This is a genomic window from Allobaculum sp. JKK-2023 (genome assembly GCF_034745455.1).
Taxonomy (GTDB): domain Bacteria; phylum Bacillota_I; class Bacilli_A; order Erysipelotrichales; family Erysipelotrichaceae; genus Allobaculum.
This window is the reverse complement of record NZ_JAYERV010000003.1, coordinates 3,209,304-3,226,572: the sequence shown is the minus strand read 5'-3', so window position 1 is coordinate 3,226,572 and position 17,269 is coordinate 3,209,304. Positions and strand designations below refer to the sequence as shown.

The following is a 17,269-nucleotide window of genomic DNA, read 5'->3' as shown; positions in this document are numbered from 1 at the left end:
ATCAGTAGAAGCCTCTCATTCTGACTGTTTCTCATTCATGATCATTGTTTAAATGACCGTTTTGTCTTCCCAACGTGATTTTTCAATCCAGTCTGCTAACAAAGTTCTGGCATTTAATCCACCACACGTTATACTAGATTGGGCATAAAACTTATGGAACAGGTGTTCAATGTTGGCTCTGCCAAACATGGTACGTTTGACAAGCTTATAGCGGCAGTTGCCGCCTTCAACGAACCCGCTGCTATGCTCATAGGATATTGCGTTCTTGACCGGCGCAATATCTTTTTTTATGCCGTTTATAAAGCCTTGGATTCTACTCTCCTCATATTTGGTACAGAACCAGTCAAGTTTATCTGGATTGTCTCCCATCAATGTCTCATGGAAATCCTTCCAGAGCTGATCGCAGAATCTCACTGCAGGATACTTATCCAGAATCTGTTCGTACACTTTCGCAACTTCAGTCTCCTTCATCTTGTCCCGATCGCTGGTTACCATGTATTTCACGATGTCGTAGCGTTTGATCTGAACCGCTTCAGTGCCCCTGTCATAGTCAAAAGGCTTTATGAGTTCGTCTTTGAGATGAGTATTCTTCATCTGATGAATATAATGCAAGACCGTACCATAACAGGCCCTGCATCCTTTAGATTGCAGGTATGAATAGATGACAGCGGGTTTATGGCCATCAATAACCATTTTATAAATTATATTGATATAGTTATCCATGTCTGTCTTATACTTTGGTCGCTTTCTAACCTCTTTTATTCCTTCAACTTCCTCTTCCGTCATCTTCAGGTATTTTTTTAAAGTAGGATAGGAGATGTCATATTTCTCCTGAAAATCCTTGAACTTAGGCTTCACGGTCTCAGCCCATTCTTTTCGCAAAGAACAGATCATTGCGTACTTATCAGAACAGACTTTTGCCTGTCTTTCATACTGTTCTGCGTAAAAATCGTCACTTTTGGCTTTGTCTTTGATGATCTGGCAGTTTGTTTCGGCAACGGGTGTATTGTCATATTCCACTTTTTCTGGAACAGCAGGCGCGGCTTTCTCTGTCTCAGGTTTTACTGAAGTAATCTCTCCATCCTTTACATAGAGTGTAGATGGAATTTCACACTTCAAAATATCCTTAATACGGCCTACAAGATTCTGGAATAAGTGGAAACGGTCTGCTATCTGAGTACAGTCTGGCAAGATCTCAGAAATCGCTGAAGCAAAAGCGGAAGCACGATCACGGGTTACAATCTTAACCTTCTGGTGTTTTTTCAGCCACTCCTTAAGTGCCTGGCCATCTCTTCCATCAAGCAGCGCAATAACCTGGTGCGTTTTCAGATCGTAAATAGCTGTGTGGTAGGTTCGCCCTTTTCTGGAACTGACGTCATCGACACCAATGGCCTTGATATCAGGGTTATCTACGATTGTAATGTTTTTGTAGATTCTGGTGATGGTATCATGGCAGACATCAATGCCCATGGACTGGCACACGTGTGCTGCCACATTTGCCGAGCAGAAGAGTGAAATAGACAGCAGAAAAACAGTAAGTTCGTCACTTTTCCGCTGATTAAAGCGGTATCCCTTGACAGGAAGCACAAAAGTAACTTTCTTACCATGCTTATTGAAGTAGACAAGGCGTTCCTGGCGAATATGAACATAAGCAGTCTGGCCTCCAACAGGCATGATCTGACAGATGCGTTCCTGATATCCATTTGTGGAAATACATTTTTCACCGTTTGGTCCACTGATTTTCCCGGTTTCTGGAGCATGAATACGAAAAAAGTGGAGGCAGCCATACTTGTCCCGATAATCCTGTCGGTCAGCGTCTTTAATCAAATCTTCACCAAAGAGAGAGGACTCAATATCGTGAACAGGCTTATTCTCTTCGTGAATACGGATAAAACTCAGTTTGTTCATTGTCACCACAGTCCTTTCAGAAACCCCTTAAAGAGCATGAAATTCTATGATAATGAAATAAGCAATAATGAGCAATAAGGTTATTGATTATAGATGCTTAACAAACCTAATAAAGATAATTAATTTATTTAAATGATCAAAAAAGGGACTGTCATTGCGGACAATCCCTACTGATCACCAGTGTTAAAAACTACATTTGCGTAAGAACCAAAAATTAATGATATTCCTTCTGGGAAATATAACTTTTATAAGTTGAACCAGGACTATGATTTAGTTATTGTCAGAAATCCAGTCGATTATAATGGAGTTTCTCGTTTAAAATATTCGGCGTATCATCCTAAAGATCTGTCCCAATGACGTCTATATTTATTCTCAAAAGATCGAATTACCATTAGATCTTTATATAAAGTGCAGAGCTCTAATGACGCAAAGTCTCATTAATGTAAAAGTCAATGCAACGGAACGCGCGTGTCTCATCACAATGATTTTTTGATAAATAAATCATTCATTCTTGTTACTTTAAGCAAGGCGAACGTCCCTAAATTTATCTATACAGGATTTAGCTAAATGCAATTGAGACTCACCACTAGATACAATCAATACATGATATATTAACGAGGTCTAATAAGCATGAATATATAGCCTTCTGATCAATGAGGAATATTAACGGCATTTTAGGTAGATAATCACCTGATCTTGGGCTATTTATGGAGATAATTCAACTACATTAAAATAATTTAGAATAGGCAGTATTAGGATACACGGATGAAAATCCATTTGAATCAGGGCTGTAATTGCAACTATGTAACTTTTTTTGCTTCTACATGATTCTGAATGCAGCTGTTAACTGTTTTCAGTTTTAAAGGAGATTTACATGAAAAACAAAGCATCAAGAATGAGTTCGGTATTGGCTGCAACATGCTGTGCATCGCTTCTGCTTACCACACCCCTACTGGCAGAAGATCTGTCAGATACTGCTGGTCAGAATATTTACCGACTCTATAACGAAAACACTGGAGAGCACTTATACACGTCAGCGTCTGATGAAAAATCCACGCTCGTAACCGCGGGCTGGGTGTTTGAAGGAGTTGGCTGGGTAGCTCCATATGAAGGAGAAGGCGTTTACCGCCTCTATAATCCCAATGCAGATGGCGGCGATCATTACTATACAACCAATCTGGAAGAAGCTAAATCTTTGGCTTCTTTAGGGTGGTTAATAGATAATAATACCCAACCCGTTTTCTATTCAGGCGGAGAAATCAATCTGTACTCAGCCTATAATCCAAACGCAAAATCCGGTTCACACAATTATACAACCAGTCGCGCTGAGCAAGACGCTTTGATAAATTCTGGATGGATGTATGACCAAGTCGCTTGGAAAGTGCTTGGAGAAGGATACGTGGAAACAAACCCAACGTTATATGAACGTTTTGCTGGGCAAGAATTTGTAAAAAATATTTGGGGATACGCTGGCGGACCAAGTGCATTTTTAACTATTAATGCAGATGGAACATACCACGAGACAAACACGAAACTTTCAATGATTCCAGGAATAAATAATGATTACAGCGAGTTTACTGGAAAACTTTCCGAACCAATCAAAGTCGATGACTGCACTTGGAAAGTGCATGTTATTTCAAGCGATTTAGTACAGCCTGTCAACACAATTATTCCTGAAGGAAGAAACGGGAAAATGATCATGGTTGAACCATTTACGGGGCTTTACGCACCAATGGATTTCTACATCGCCTCTCCTGATAAACCCATCGAGGAGTTTCCGGCTTTTGTTCAGCAACAATATGCAAAGTATCAGAATTATATCAAAGACGATTTTCCTAATTCGTACGTTTTATATACACCGGACGGTATGACTTTCATGGACATTGTAAAGCAATAAAGATCTGATAAGATTCTTATGTCCACTTAAGAAACCCTCCGATTTTCAACCAACAAATAATTCCTGAAGAACATCGGATTCCTCCTTTATTCTTCAGGAATTCATTTTGTCTGTTGACTTCCTATTTTATTTTTACGACAAGTCAGAGTATGTGAAGCAACAAAAAAACCTGAAGAATATCAGATTTCTCCTTTATCCTTCAGGGCTTTAACTTTGTCTGGCGACTTCCTATTTTTGCTTTTACACTATCGTCGGCGTTCAATGGCTTAACGGCCGTGTTCGAGATGGGAACGGGTGTGACCCATTGGCTATCGTCACCATACCGGTTTGTCTTGCGACTTAACCATTTTATCTCATGGATCTTTCAAAAACAAACACCAGCTTCAACATAACCTTGGTTACAGTTATGATCGGATCATTTCTGATCGTTTACTTCTTATTACCGCCTGTCTGTGATTTTGAATGATTCTGGAATCATTGTCTTTAACTTGCGTCTTTGACTCTGTTTCCATATCCTTCATTCTTCATCACTCCAACAGGCGCTCTCGTTTATCTTAGATTAAGCTTTCGACCGATTAGTACTGGCCAACTTCATTACTCACGTAACTTCCATACCCAGCCTATTTCCTTGTAGTCTTCAAGGGGTCTTATCTACCGCAGATCTTATCTTGGGGCTGGCTTCGCACTTAGATGCTTTCAGCGCTTATCCATTCCCTGCTTGGCTGCCCGGCTGTGCCACTGGCGTGACAACCGATGCACCATTGGCAGGTCCATCCCGGTCCTCTCGTACTGAGGACAGCTCCCCTCAGATCTCCTGCGCCCACAACAGATAGGGACCGAACTGTCTCACGACGTTCTGAACCCAGCTCGCGTACCGCTTTAATGGGCGGACAGCCCAACCCTTGGAACCGAATCCAGCTCCAGGATGCGATGAGCCGACATCGAGGTGCCAAACCCCGCCGTCGATGTGAACTCTTGGGCGGGATCAGCCTGTTATCCCCAGGGTAGCTTTTATCCGTTGAGCGACGGCCCTTCCATTCGGCACCGCCGGATCACTAATCCCGACTTTCGTCCCTGCTCCACTTGTTGGTGTCGCAGTCAGGCGCGCTTTTGCATTTACACTCTCTGTCTGGTTTCCATCCAGACTGAACGCACCTTTGGGCGCCTCCGTTACTCTTTAGGAGGCGACCGCCCCAGTCAAACTGCCCGCCTGGCACTGTCTGTAAGATTCTCTCTTCACGTTAGGGCTTCAAATCATCAGGGGCGGTATCCCAACGGCGGCTCCAAAGAAACTGGCGTTCCTTCTTCATAGCCTCCCGCCTATCCTGTACATGATCATCCAAAACCCAATACCAGGCTGCAGTAAAGCTCCATGGGGTCTTTCCGTCTAGTTGCGGGTAACCTGCATTTTCACAGGTACTAAGATTTCACCGAGTCTGCTGCCGAGACAGCGCCCAAATCGTTTCACCTTTCGTGCGGGTCAGAACTTACCTGACAAGGAATTTCGCTACCTTAGGACCGTTATAGTTACGGCCGCCGTTCACTGGGGCTTCGGACCACTGCTTCTCCTTGCGGATAACAGATCCCCTTAACCTTCCAGCACCGGGCAGGTGTCACCCCATATACTTCGCCTTGCGGCTTTGCATAGAGCTGTGTTTTAGTTAAACAGTCGCTTGGGCCTTTTCACTGCGGCTCTCTCGAGCGCCCCTTCTTGCGAACGTACGGGGCAATTTTGCCGAGTTCCTTGGCAACAGTTCTCTCGCTCACCTTCGCTTGCTCAGCGCGCCCACCTGTGTCGGTTTTGGTACGGGCCGCAATAAAGTTTAAGCTAGAAGCTTTTCTTGAAAGCCGCTCCATGTGCTTGGCTACTTTCTTTCGATTTCGCTTACCCTTCACGCTCTGTACGCATTGATCCGGATTTGCCTGGATCCGTACTGCCGCGCTTGGCCCTCAATCCATTAAGAGGGTCACACTTCCCGTCTTTGTCACTCCATCGCCTTTATTGCGGGTGCAGGAATCTTCGCCTGCTTTCCATCTGCTTCGCCTGTCGGCTTATCATTAGGTCCCGACTGACCCAGGGCGGACGAACCTTCCCCTGGAATCCTTGGGCTTTCGGTGTGCAGGATTCTCACCTGCATCTCGCTACTCACACCGGCATTCTCACTTCCATGTCCTCCACAGACTCTCACGATTCTGCTTCCATGAACATGCAACGCTCCCCTACCATAAAAATCTTTCAATCCTTATCCGCGGCTTCGGCAGATGACTTAGCCCCGGTACATTTTCGGCGCAGGGCCACTCGACTAGTGAGCTGTTACGCACTCTTTAAAGGGTGGCTGCTTCTGAGCCAACCTCCTAGTTGTCCGTGCGTCCCCACATCCTTTTCCACTGAGTCATCATTTTGGGGCCTTAGCCGGCGGTCTGGGCTGTTTCCCTCTTGAGCATGGACCTTATCACCCACACTCTGACTGCCAACTACTATCCTTGCGGCATTCGAAGTTTGATTCCATTCAGTACCCCGGGATGGGGCCATCATGAATTCAGTGCTCTACCTCCGCAGGCTTGCGTTAACGCTAGCCCTAAAGCTATTTCGGGGAGAACCAGCTATCTCCGGGTTCGATTGGAATTTCTCCGCCAGCCACAGGTCATCCGCCAGCTTTTCAACGATGGTCGGTTCGGTCCTCCACAAAGTTTCACCTCTGCTTCAACCTGCCCATGGCTAGATCACCCGGTTTCGGGTCTGCTCCTGGCTACTTCATTCGCCCTGTTAAGACTCGCTTTCGCTTCGGCTTCGCATTTTCCTGCTTAACCTTGCATCCAAAAGCAGCTCGCCGGTTCATTCTACAAAAGGCACGCCATCACCCTTTGACGGGCTCTGACTTCTTGCAGGCATACGGTTTCAGGTTCTCTTTCACTCCGCTTGCGCGGTTCTTTTCACCTTTCCCTCACGGTACTTCTTCACTGTCGCTCACTCTTACTTATTCAGCCTTGGCGGATGGTCCCGCCTGCTTCCGACAGGATTTCACGTGTCCCGTCGTACTCAGGATCTCGCTGACTACTCCGCTTGCTTTCCAGTACAGGGATTTCACCTTCTGTGTCCGTGCTTTCCATCACGTTCCTGTTCACTCGCGTTTTGTCTGTTGCGCTCCTACAACCCCATATCGCTATGGTTTGGGCTAATTCCCTTTCGCTCGCCGCTACTCGGGAAATCACTGTTGTTTTCTTTTCCTCCGGCTACTTAGATGTTTCAGTTCACCGGGTTGCTCTCCATATCAAAGACATGGATGACTGGATATGACTCCAGCCGGGTTCCCCCATTCGGATACCTGCGGATCGTCGCTTTCCTGACAGCTCCCCGCAGCTTTTCGCAGTCTGATGCGTCCTTCATCATTCAAGAGTGGCAAGGCATCCTCCGTACGCCCTTCCTTGCTTGATCTAGTTTCAAATATGCTTGTTTTTAACTATGCTTTTTCGAGATTTTTCTAATAAGAACTGTTAACTGTTTTCTGACTTGGTAAATCTTGTGACTTCAAAGATCGAATTTCTTCTTCTCTTTTCAGTCGGTTACTTTCGTAACGTTGCTACTTACAACTTACGTCAGACCTTCTGTTATGTCTTATACTGATGTTCGTTTTTCAAAGATCCATGTTGTGACTGACTGGAACTGTTCTCCATTTCTGAAGACCAGTGCCGCTATTGCAGCGAATCAGTCTGGAAGATCGCTCTTCCAAAACTCTGTTACAGACTCCAACTTAGTTACTTAATGCTTCCTTGTACTTTCTCCTTAGAAAGGAGGTGATCCATCCCCACGTTCCCGTAGGGATACCTTGTTACGACTTAACCCCAGTCATCGGCCCCGCCTTCGACGACTCACTCCCTTAAGGGTTATGCCATCGGCTTCGGGCGTTGCCGGCTTCCATGGTTTGACGGGCGGTGTGTACAAGGCCCGGGAACGTATTCACCGCGGCATGCTGATCCGCGATTACTAGCGATTCCAACTTCATGAAGTCGGGTTGCAGACTTCAATCCGAACTGGGACGCCTTTTCTCGGGTTCGCTCCACTTCACAGCTTCGCTTCCGTCTGTAGGCGCCATTGTAGTACGTGTGTAGCCCAGGCCATAAGGGGCATGATGATTTGACGTCATCCCCGCCTTCCTCCGGTTTGTCACCGGCAGTCTGATCTGAGTCCTCAACTTACTGGTAGTAACAGATCACGAGGGTTGCGCTCGTTGCCAGACTTAACTGAACATCTCACGACACGAGCTGACGACAACCATGCACCACCTGTGTGGATGATAACCTCCAACTTATCTCTAAGTCTTCGCATCCCATGTCAAGGCCTGGTAAGGTTCTTCGCGTTGCTTCGAATTAAACCACATACTCCACCGCTTGTGCGGGCCCCCGTCAATTCCTTTGAGTTTCACACTTGCGTGCATACTCCCCAGGCGGAGGAGTCATTGCGTTAGCTTCGGCACCGGGGCATTACCCCCGACACCTGCTCCTCATCGTTTAGGGCGTGGACTACTAGGGTATCTAATCCTATTTGCTCCCCACGCTTTCGTGCCTGAGCGTCAGTAACAGTCCAGGCGGCCGCCTTCGCCACTGGTGTTCTTCCATATATCTACGCATTTTACCGCTACACATGGAGTTCCACCGCCCTCTCCTGTCCTCGAGCGTGGCAGTTTCCAAAGCCTGTACAGGTTGAGCCCGTACCTTTCACTTCAGACTTGCCACGCCGCCTGCGCACCCTTTACGCCCAATCATTCCGGATAACGCTTGCCACCTACGTATTACCGCGGCTGCTGGCACGTAGTTAGCCGTGACTTTCTGGCAGGTTACTATCAAAAGAAAAGCATTTCCTCTTTTCTTCTTTTCTGACCTGCAACAGAGCTTTACGATCCGAAGACCTTCCTCACTCACGCGGCATTGCTCGTTCAGGCTTGCGCCCATTGACGAAAATTCCCTACTGCTGCCTCCCGCAGGAGTCTGGGCCGTGTCTCAGTCCCAGTGTGGCCGATCGCCCTCTCAGGCCGGCTATGCATCATCGTCTTGGTAGGCTTTTACCCTGCCAACTAACTAATGCACCGCAGATCCATTCATCTCCCAGGCTTTAGGGCCTGTTTCAAAAACAGAAGATGCCTTCTGTTTTCCTATGGGGTTTTAGACTTCGTTTCCAAAGCGTATCCCCCGGATATGGGCAGGTTATCTACGTGTTACTCACCCGTTCGCCACTGAACACAAAAGTGTTCCGTTCGACTTGCATGTATTAGGCATGCCGCCAGCGTTCATCCTGAGCCAGGATCAAACTCTCCATTTGATATTGACTCAACGCTATTGCGTTTATATTTCGTGAATTGATTATTGAAGTATTAAGTGTTGTTTCAAGAATCGACGTGTTAATTTCGAATATTGAATTGTCTGTAATCAGAGTTTTCAAAGAGCTATCTGTTTGTGAGTAAATCAACTTCCCTCACAAGGCTTGTTTATCTTATCATCTGCCATATCGGAAGTCAATATCTTTTGTGAAATATTTTTAAGAACTTCACAATCAATGATTTCTTCGATATCTAAAGATGATTCGCGTCAGGTCAGCAACTTTGTTGCCGTGTTTCTTAACGCTCAGTTACTATAACACCGGGTGGTATCCCGGGTCAAACGCTTTTGTGAAATCATTTTATAAGTTCACAAAGAAATTCCCAGCTCTGAATTTTGTTGTTACCAAATTTCAAAGCTTGTACAGAATACTTCTTTTTGCCATTTTCTGTCAAGCAAAACTATTCACCTGAACTTTTCAAGTAAATTGAAATAGTAAATTCCAACCCTGGCGGAAAAAATTGGGGATCTTACGCAAATGTAGTTTTTAACACTAATAACCCTGGTGAATAAATAAACTTGCATCATTTATGCTGTTGATTAAATAACAATGCCTAATTCGAGATGAGCTTGTCTATCACATTTTGGGTTATTACTATTAGCTACAATTGCTATCGTCAATAATAGTAACAGTAGCTAAACACGCTATTTGCGTAAGAACCAAAATTGGAATTTAGTCTTTCATGAAATTCCAACTTCCAATTCATATTAAATTCCAACTCTTTTGGCGCTTTTCCCTACACAACTAACTTCCACTATTTTTGCACTCTCAAATTCCACTTGTTCAGGTAAGCTGTACTTGATTCATTTTTGAGTCCTCACTCTCTTTGATTTCTGGCCCACTGGAAGGAGGACTTATTCCATGTCAGCTAAAAATAGTCATTTGACTCTGGAGGACCGTCAGGCAATCCAGAAAGGCCTTAATAATGGCTCTCCCAAAACCGCCATCGCTCAGGTTATCGGCAAGGACAACAGCACCATTGGAAAGGAGGTTAAGAAGCATCGGATCTACTGTCCTGCTCCGTTGTATAAGGAATCTTCTGTGGTTATTAAAAATGTCATCCGAGACTGCGTTTACATCAAAACCGGTTGCCCTTACAACGGAAAAATCCGCAACAATAAATGCCTTTCTCCCTGCGAGCGCGCTGAACCCATGCCCTGCAAGATCAGGGACAGGAAACTTGTCTGTAACGGATGCTCAAAGATCAGAACGTGCGTTCAATACAAATACAAATACGACGCAGAGGTTGCCCACCAGAAATACACCCAGGAACTCTCTGATTCAAGAACCGGACTCAATATGTCCCCCGAGGAATTTGACAGCCTTGGCAACCTTCTGAGCAGCTGTATGAGCAAGGGACAGTCCATTGAGGTGATTCTGGAAAACCATCCGGAGATCACTTTGAGCAGCCGCCGTATTCACAGCCTCGTAAACGACGGGTATTTCAAGCCTTATGGTGTTGACCAGTTCACAAAGCGGAGAACCGTCAATCGCAAGCAAGCCGCTAAGAAGGCCGTTTACAAACCGCGCGTCGACCGTAAGTACCTCAAAGGAAGAACCAATGAGGATTTCAAGGCTTATATGGATGCCCATCCTGACACGATTGTGTGGCAAATGGATACGGTTTATAACGATGTCTCTAACGGGCCGTTCATCCAGACCTTTATTCATCCAGAGTCATCATTCATGATTGGGATCTATCACGATGAAAAAACCGCCCAGGAGATGCTGAGCGGCGTTCGAACCATCAGAAACTGGCTTGGATCAACTCGATTCAAAAAATACTTCAATGTAATTTTAACCGATCGAGGGTCAGAATTTACAAAGGCAGAAGAAATCGAACGACTTGGTGTTCGAATCTTCTATTGCGATCCTATGCGGTCATCTCAAAAAGCAGAAGTGGAAAAAAATCATACTCTCCTGCGATATATTTGCCCAAAAGAGACTGATTTACGTCAGTTAGGACTTAGATCTCAGAAGGATTTGAATCTGATTTTTTCGCATATTAACTCATATCGAAGAATTCATAAATTCAATAAAACCCCTATCGAAAACATTGTCTTCCTTCTCAACGATGAATCTCTACCCAAAGATCTTTGTATTGAGACAGTAGACAAAGACGAGGTTCTGCTTCGACCTGCATTGATCAAAAAAAGAGACTAAAAGCTAAAATCTTGACCCGCTAAAAGCTGAAACCAGATATACTGAGGGCGAGTAAATGAAAGAAGAGCAGTTGGAATTAACTCATTCAAATGGAGATATCCCATAAACAACTGCTCTTTTTGTCGTGTTTTCCTAAAGACTCTTAGGCCTATTCATTGTATCAAATTGGAACTTATCCTATGTATTTCTGGTCTTAATTTTTTGAAAATAGCCTTTAGTTCTATGTTTTTGAAGGAGTAAATTCCAAACGAAATAAAGCGCTTTTAGGGTTGGAATTTACTATTTCAATTTACGTAGACGACACAAAATTTTGCCTGCTACTATTTTGTCCATCATTTTACGGGATTTTAGCAAAAATCCTGCCCTTTTATCGATAAAGGCAGGAGAATATTTCACATTTCAATCAGGACTGGATTTTCAGGAAATCCTGACGCATCAAGTTGAGATCAACTGTATGATCAGAGATTCCCGGAATTGTTCCAGTTTCAGAATATTGCCAGATATCCAAACCGCACCGATCAGGCTGACTGACTCCATATTCGGCATACCAGATTGGCCACTGCTCAGTGAGGCCGGCATTTTCGTAGATGGAAAACAGCCCGCTGTTGAGATAGAGCATCGGTTGATATCCACCTTGCTGGATATGCTCCAGAAAAACCTGTGCCTGACTGGCAATTTCGCTGCTGTTAAGATCATGGGTGCGCGCCTGTTCATCAGCAGGCAGTTCGAAATCAAAGACAACAGGCAGTTCAAGCGAGTAACCATTCAAAACACTCAGGACATATTCTGCTTCTTCCACAGCTTCTTCATTGCTGACCGACTGCGAAAAGAAATACACCCCTACTGGGATTCCCGCTTCTTTGGCTCCATAGAGATTTTCCAGAAATGTCTCGTCTTCGTAGATTTCCCCAGAGACATATCCTCTGGCCCCTACCCGGATAAAGGCATATTCAACTCCAGATTCTTTGACAGAGTTCCAGTCAATGCTTTCCTGGTATTGGGAGACATCGATTCCAAAACGGGTAAGGCTTGCGATTTCATCCGGGCAGGCCTGGGCATAGCCGGATTGAATCATGGATTGTTCAGTCTTTTCTTCTTCGGGAAGCCTGGCTGGGCGGTGAAAAAGATTTCGAACAAAGCCAACCGCAATGATCAGGCAATACAGGATAAGAGCTGCAGTGAAAAGTAATATGAGAACGCGATGAAGGCGGACTTTTGAGCGACGTTTTCTTCGTTTGGACATGATTTCCTCCAATCGTTACCATTCTTCCAGTTTTCTTTTCGGCGTGCAACCTCCAGCGTTGATTCATTCTGGCAGTTTTGAAAGATTGCAAGGTTCTGCTGCAGCTGGGTGGCTTTCGCTTTTGGTGATGTGATTTTTATGACTTCTCTGATCTTTGGATTCTGGTCTTTAACTCTGGCTGCATGCCCCTCACATAAAAAGGTTCTGATCCAGTAAGCGTGGACCAGAACCTTTTTCAATCCGATCGATCAAGAGATCGGTTTACTTCATGTTTTTGAGGAATGATTTATTGACCTGCAGGGCAGAATAGATATCTGCTTTGCTGGAAACTTCATATGGAGCGTGCATATTCATCAAAGGCACGCCGCAGTCAACGACCTGCATGCCATAGTTGGCCAGAATGTAGGCGATGGTTCCGCCGCCGCCCTGGTCGACTTTTCCAAGTTCACCAGTCTGCCAGACGATGTTATCCTTGGCCAGCATCTGACGAATCTTCGACAGGTATTCTGCACTGGCATCATTGGAGCCATGTTTGCCACGAGAACCCACATACTTGGAAACGCAGACACCATAGCCAAAGTCAGCCATATTGCCATTTGGCGAAGAAGCTTCTGAATAGTTTGGATCGTTGGCAGCCGCTACGTCGCAGGACAACATGAAAGAATTCTGCAAAGCCCGGCGGACATTGAGTTCGTTATACTGACCCAGCGCATTCATCAGTTCAGCCACCTGGTTTTCAAAGAAGCGAGACTGCATACCGCTAGCGCCCATGGAGCCAATTTCTTCTTTATCGACCAGCAGGCAGGCAGAAGTCCGTTCAATTTCTTCGTTGGAAGTTTCAAGCTGCGCCAGTAAGCAGGTATAGGCACAGACTTTATCATCCTGACCATAGCCAAGGACCATAGAACGGTCAAAGCCGCAGGTTCTTGCTTTGCCAAGCGGGACAAGCTCAAGTTCGGCACTGACAAAGTCTTCTTCTTCAATTCCATAGCGATCTTTCAGTAAAGCCAGGATGTTCGCTTTGACTGGATCTTTATCGCAGTCCGCTTCAGGGATCGAACCAAACAGAGCGTTCAGCTGTTCTCCTTCAACCACTTCATCCGCGGATTTGGTCATCCGTTTATGGGACAGATGGACCAGAAGATCAGTCACGATGAAGACTTCATCTTCGTCATGATCGCCAATTGCAACATCTACATGGGTTCCGTCTTTTAAGTAGACCACGCCATATAAAGCTAAAGGTACAGTTACCCACTGATATTTCTTGATCCCGCCATAGTAGTGAGTATCCAGCAGGCAGATGCCATCTTTTTCATAGAGTGGATGAGATTTGACATCCAGTCTTGGCGAATCAATGTGGGCGCCAAGAATATTCATTCCCTGGCTTAACGGCTGATTGCCAACATGGAACAGGACAACGGCTTTGTCCATCATGTTGTAGTACACCTTATCCTGAGGGTGTAAGGGCAGGTTATTTTCTACATATTCGTTAATGTTTTTATAGCCGAATCCCTCTGCCAGCTGGATGGCGCTTTTGACAAAGCGGCGTTCAGTTTTGGCAAGAGAAAGAAAATTCATATAGTTATCGGCCAGAGTCATGATTTCCTGCTTCTGTTCCAATGAAGCAGCAAGCCAGACATTCTGTTTATTCATACTCATTTTTCCTCCAGACTGTGATAAAGCTTCCAGGATAAATCAATCTTTTCCGGTTGAGAATTATCAATCGTTAATGACCCCTTCGCAGCAGGCGCCAGAAGGCCTTTCTGTTCCAGCAAAGAATGCAGACGATTGACTGTTCCTGCATTCCCATCAATAATCTGAACCTGGCCGCCGGCAAGCTGTCGGAGCCGGTCTTTGAAAAACAGAAAATGGGTGCAGCCAAGCACAATAAATTCAGCGTCTTCGCTTTGACTGAGATATTCCTTCAAAGCTGCGTCTACCGTCTGCTGGTCCTCAAGCTGGTCTGTTTCAACCAGTTCGACCAGTCTGGAACATGGCACGCGCACAATATCGTGGTTAGAATCGAAACGTTCCATCAGATGAGCGAACTTTTCCTGGTTGAGTGTCAGCTCGGTAGCCCAGACGGCAATTTTTGAGGGGGTTTTCATTTCGGCAGCCGGTTTTAAGGCTGGTTCCATGCCTACAATATCAAAATCGAAAGCTTTTCTCAGTTCTTTTGCCGCAGCACTGGTTGCGGTGTTGCACGCGATAATCACGGCCTTGACATTCTGTTTTCGAAACTGCTCGACGATTTCAAAGGAGTACTGGCGGACTTCGTCCATCGTCTTGGTTCCGTAAGGATTTCTGGCGGAATCACCAAAATATAAAATCTGTTCATCAGGCATCATCCGGCGCAGAGTATCGACTACACTCAGGCCGCCTAAACCTGAATCAAATACACCAATCGGGTCACTGGGTTTCATAGCATCACCTTTTCAAAATATACTCCAGTCTGAGCTAGATGTACAAAAATGAACAGAAAAAAGGCTCCCGAAGGAGCCCGTTTTCTGTTCTGCATGCTGCCCTGGAGCGGGTAATCAACTCTTTTTAGGGAAGTATTTCCACCTCTGCGAGGATCGCTTTACATCTTTTTGATGCAGGTGAGATCGGGTTTCATCTGAAGGGTCTTTGATCCTTATTTTCGACTTCCTTTGGCAGCTGAACTTTTCAGTTCTTTTGTCGCCATCAATTTAACATATTTGTGCGTCAGGATACTCATCTTTTCAAGAATGGCCTTGTCTGGTCGTTAGTTCGTCCAGATTGGTCACATTGACCAGGATCAGTATTTTTCAAACCGAAAAGCAGGAGAAGAATCATCCTTAGATAATCAGGAAAGTAGAAGCACACTGTCTATTTTTCCAACAAACCCTTTAAGCATCAATTAAATTTCATATCTTCCTCGGTAGAACTATACTAAATGTGCTTCTACTTTGAAGCATAGAGGAGTGTGCTTCTACTTATGGCTTATATCAAGGTTCAGAAAATCGTTCGTGATGCTGAAAATAACATAGTCTCTGGGTCCGCGGCCATTGTTAAGTCTATTTATGCGCCAGAGAGGAAAAACCATTCTGCTCAACAGGTTTTAGAACGTCTTGGCAAGGTGATTTCACTTGCTGAGGATAAGAAATCCGGGGTTTTTCTTTCTCCAACACGTGGTTTAGTTCACTATAACGTGACTACGGATACTTTTTCTCCTGTTTCAGAAGAAGAAAAAGAGAACCAATGTAAGCTGGTTTTCCCAGAGCCGCAAATTCATACGGTTTTTGGTGACTCATATCTACTTCTACAATTTTTAGAAAAACGTGGCCTGCTGGAGGTTTTCAAAACGGTTTTTCCAAAAAAAGAAGAACTGGAAAGGGTTCTTGCTCATATTCTTCATGGAGTTCTCAGAGATGGATCAAAAATTGGCTGTGATGATTTTCTTGAAAAATCTTATGCATCTTATTTATTTGAAGACTTGCCAATTCAATCCCTACACTCCGATACAGCTTTTTTCTCTTTGCTGGGAAGCGATAAAACCCGGGTGGCATTCTTCAAAGAGTTTATAAAGCTGATGAAGAAACAAAATCCAAAATTTGGCCAGGGATGCTACGTAGACTCTACTCCTCTTCCAAACCAGATTACCAACAACCCTTTTAATGCACTATGCTGCCATGGACTTTCGTCATCTGAAATTCAAATCCGCCTGGTCTTGGTTTTAGACGATGCGACTGGCCTGCCAGTTTGGTATGACATCATTCCTGGCAATGTGCTGGATTTAAGCACGGTGATGAACATTGTCAATGATGTCGCTTCGACTTTGGATATTGAAATTGAATCGCTGGTTCTTGATGCTGGCTATGTATGTGAGCCGCTGATAGCCGCTTTCCATATTGGAAGTTCAAAATCCGTCATCAGCCGGATGCCAGCCAGACGGGGGTACCCGTTCAAAGAACTCTACTGGCAGTTCAAAGACCAGATAAATAAAGGGAAATACCAGTTTGTTCGTAAGGATCACACCTATTTCGGAAGAAAGAAGAAAATCAAACTATACGGAAAATATGACGAATACGCCTACGTTTATGTAGATCAGAACAATGCGCTTTACCACTTTATTGATTATCTTGAAGACCACAAAGATGAGTTTCAAAAGATGAAGGATAAAGACAAGGACTGGATGACTGTCAAATTCGGATATTTTGTTCTTCTATCCAACATCGATACTTCTCCTGAAGATTTGCTTTATCGGTATTTCTGCCGCACTGAGATAGAGACAGTTTTCAAAACCAGTAAAGAGTATTTGGAACTGCTTCCTCTTTCAAAATGGAGCGATACAACAGTCAGAGGGAAAATCCTGCACGATATTATCGATACAATCATTCTGTTGCTCGTTCGAAAACAAATGGAAAATACCGGCGTATCTACATCACGATTATTTGGGAAAACCCAATCGTTGATGTGCTGCCTAGGACCTAATAAAAAAGTTGTGATCGAAGTTCCTAACAAGCACGTAAAACAATTTTATAAAATTTTAGATATAGAAATTCCAACTCATCTAAACCTTGATAAGGAACGAAGTAGAATGCGCGGCTATACTCATCTGTAACAGTCATTGATGTATATAGCTAAACTAGTTTAAAATCCAAAGTTGTGCTTCTACTTTTTCGATTATCTAAGGATCATCCAAATAAGAAAAAAACCATAA

General features: G+C 44.6%; 7 protein-coding genes and 3 rRNA genes. 3 read left to right on the top strand and 7 right to left on the bottom strand.

Annotated elements, in window-relative coordinates; all coding sequences use genetic code 11:
• Nucleotides 1–48: 48 nt before the first annotated feature.
• Entirely contained in the window at nucleotides 49–1,908 is a 1,860-nt protein-coding gene (locus U4956_RS12990; protein WP_323089107.1) for an ISL3 family transposase, read from the bottom strand.
• Nucleotides 1,909–2,782: 874 nt separating this feature from the next.
• Between U4956_RS12990 and U4956_RS12985 the strand changes: the two genes are divergently transcribed.
• Entirely contained in the window at nucleotides 2,783–3,805 is a 1,023-nt protein-coding gene (locus U4956_RS12985) for a hypothetical protein (protein ID WP_323091108.1), read from the top strand.
• 215 nt (nucleotides 3,806–4,020) lie between these two features.
• Here U4956_RS12985 and rrf read toward each other — a convergent pair.
• From rrf to U4956_RS12970, 3 genes are all read right to left on the bottom strand, one after another.
• Nucleotides 4,021–4,127: ribosomal RNA gene (gene rrf / locus U4956_RS12980) — 5S ribosomal RNA — on the bottom strand.
• A 233-nt stretch (nucleotides 4,128–4,360) separates the two neighbouring features.
• Nucleotides 4,361–7,241 (bottom strand): 23S ribosomal RNA (locus U4956_RS12975).
• A 352-nt stretch (nucleotides 7,242–7,593) separates the two neighbouring features.
• Nucleotides 7,594–9,122: ribosomal RNA gene (locus U4956_RS12970) — 16S ribosomal RNA — on the bottom strand.
• Together the 16S, 23S and 5S rRNA genes form the textbook arrangement of a ribosomal RNA operon.
• 918 nt (nucleotides 9,123–10,040) lie before the next feature.
• Here U4956_RS12970 and U4956_RS12965 point away from each other — a divergent pair.
• Nucleotides 10,041–11,342 (top strand): IS30 family transposase, encoded by a 1,302-nt coding sequence (locus U4956_RS12965; protein WP_323091107.1) that lies wholly within the window; start codon nucleotides 10,041–10,043, stop codon nucleotides 11,340–11,342.
• Nucleotides 11,343–11,745: 403 nt separating this feature from the next.
• On the opposite strand, the gene U4956_RS12960 is transcribed toward U4956_RS12965, so the two are convergent.
• From U4956_RS12960 to murI, 3 genes are all read right to left on the bottom strand, one after another.
• Nucleotides 11,746–12,585, bottom strand: a complete 840-nt coding sequence (locus U4956_RS12960; RefSeq protein ID WP_323091106.1) for a GH25 family lysozyme — start codon at nucleotides 12,583–12,585, stop codon at nucleotides 11,746–11,748.
• Between the two features lie 261 nt (nucleotides 12,586–12,846).
• Nucleotides 12,847–14,238, bottom strand: a complete 1,392-nt coding sequence (locus U4956_RS12955; RefSeq protein WP_323091105.1) for an aminopeptidase — start codon at nucleotides 14,236–14,238, stop codon at nucleotides 12,847–12,849.
• Nucleotides 14,239–14,240: 2 nt separating this feature from the next.
• Complete coding sequence (murI, locus tag U4956_RS12950) at nucleotides 14,241–15,008, bottom strand: glutamate racemase (protein WP_323091104.1); 768 nt, start codon at nucleotides 15,006–15,008, stop codon at nucleotides 14,241–14,243.
• A gap of 536 nt (nucleotides 15,009–15,544) precedes the next feature.
• Here murI and U4956_RS12945 point away from each other — a divergent pair.
• Nucleotides 15,545–17,170: a transposase gene (locus U4956_RS12945; RefSeq protein ID WP_323088133.1), complete on the top strand. Its 1,626-nt coding sequence runs from the start codon at nucleotides 15,545–15,547 to the stop codon at nucleotides 17,168–17,170.
• Nucleotides 17,171–17,269 lie beyond the last annotated feature (99 nt).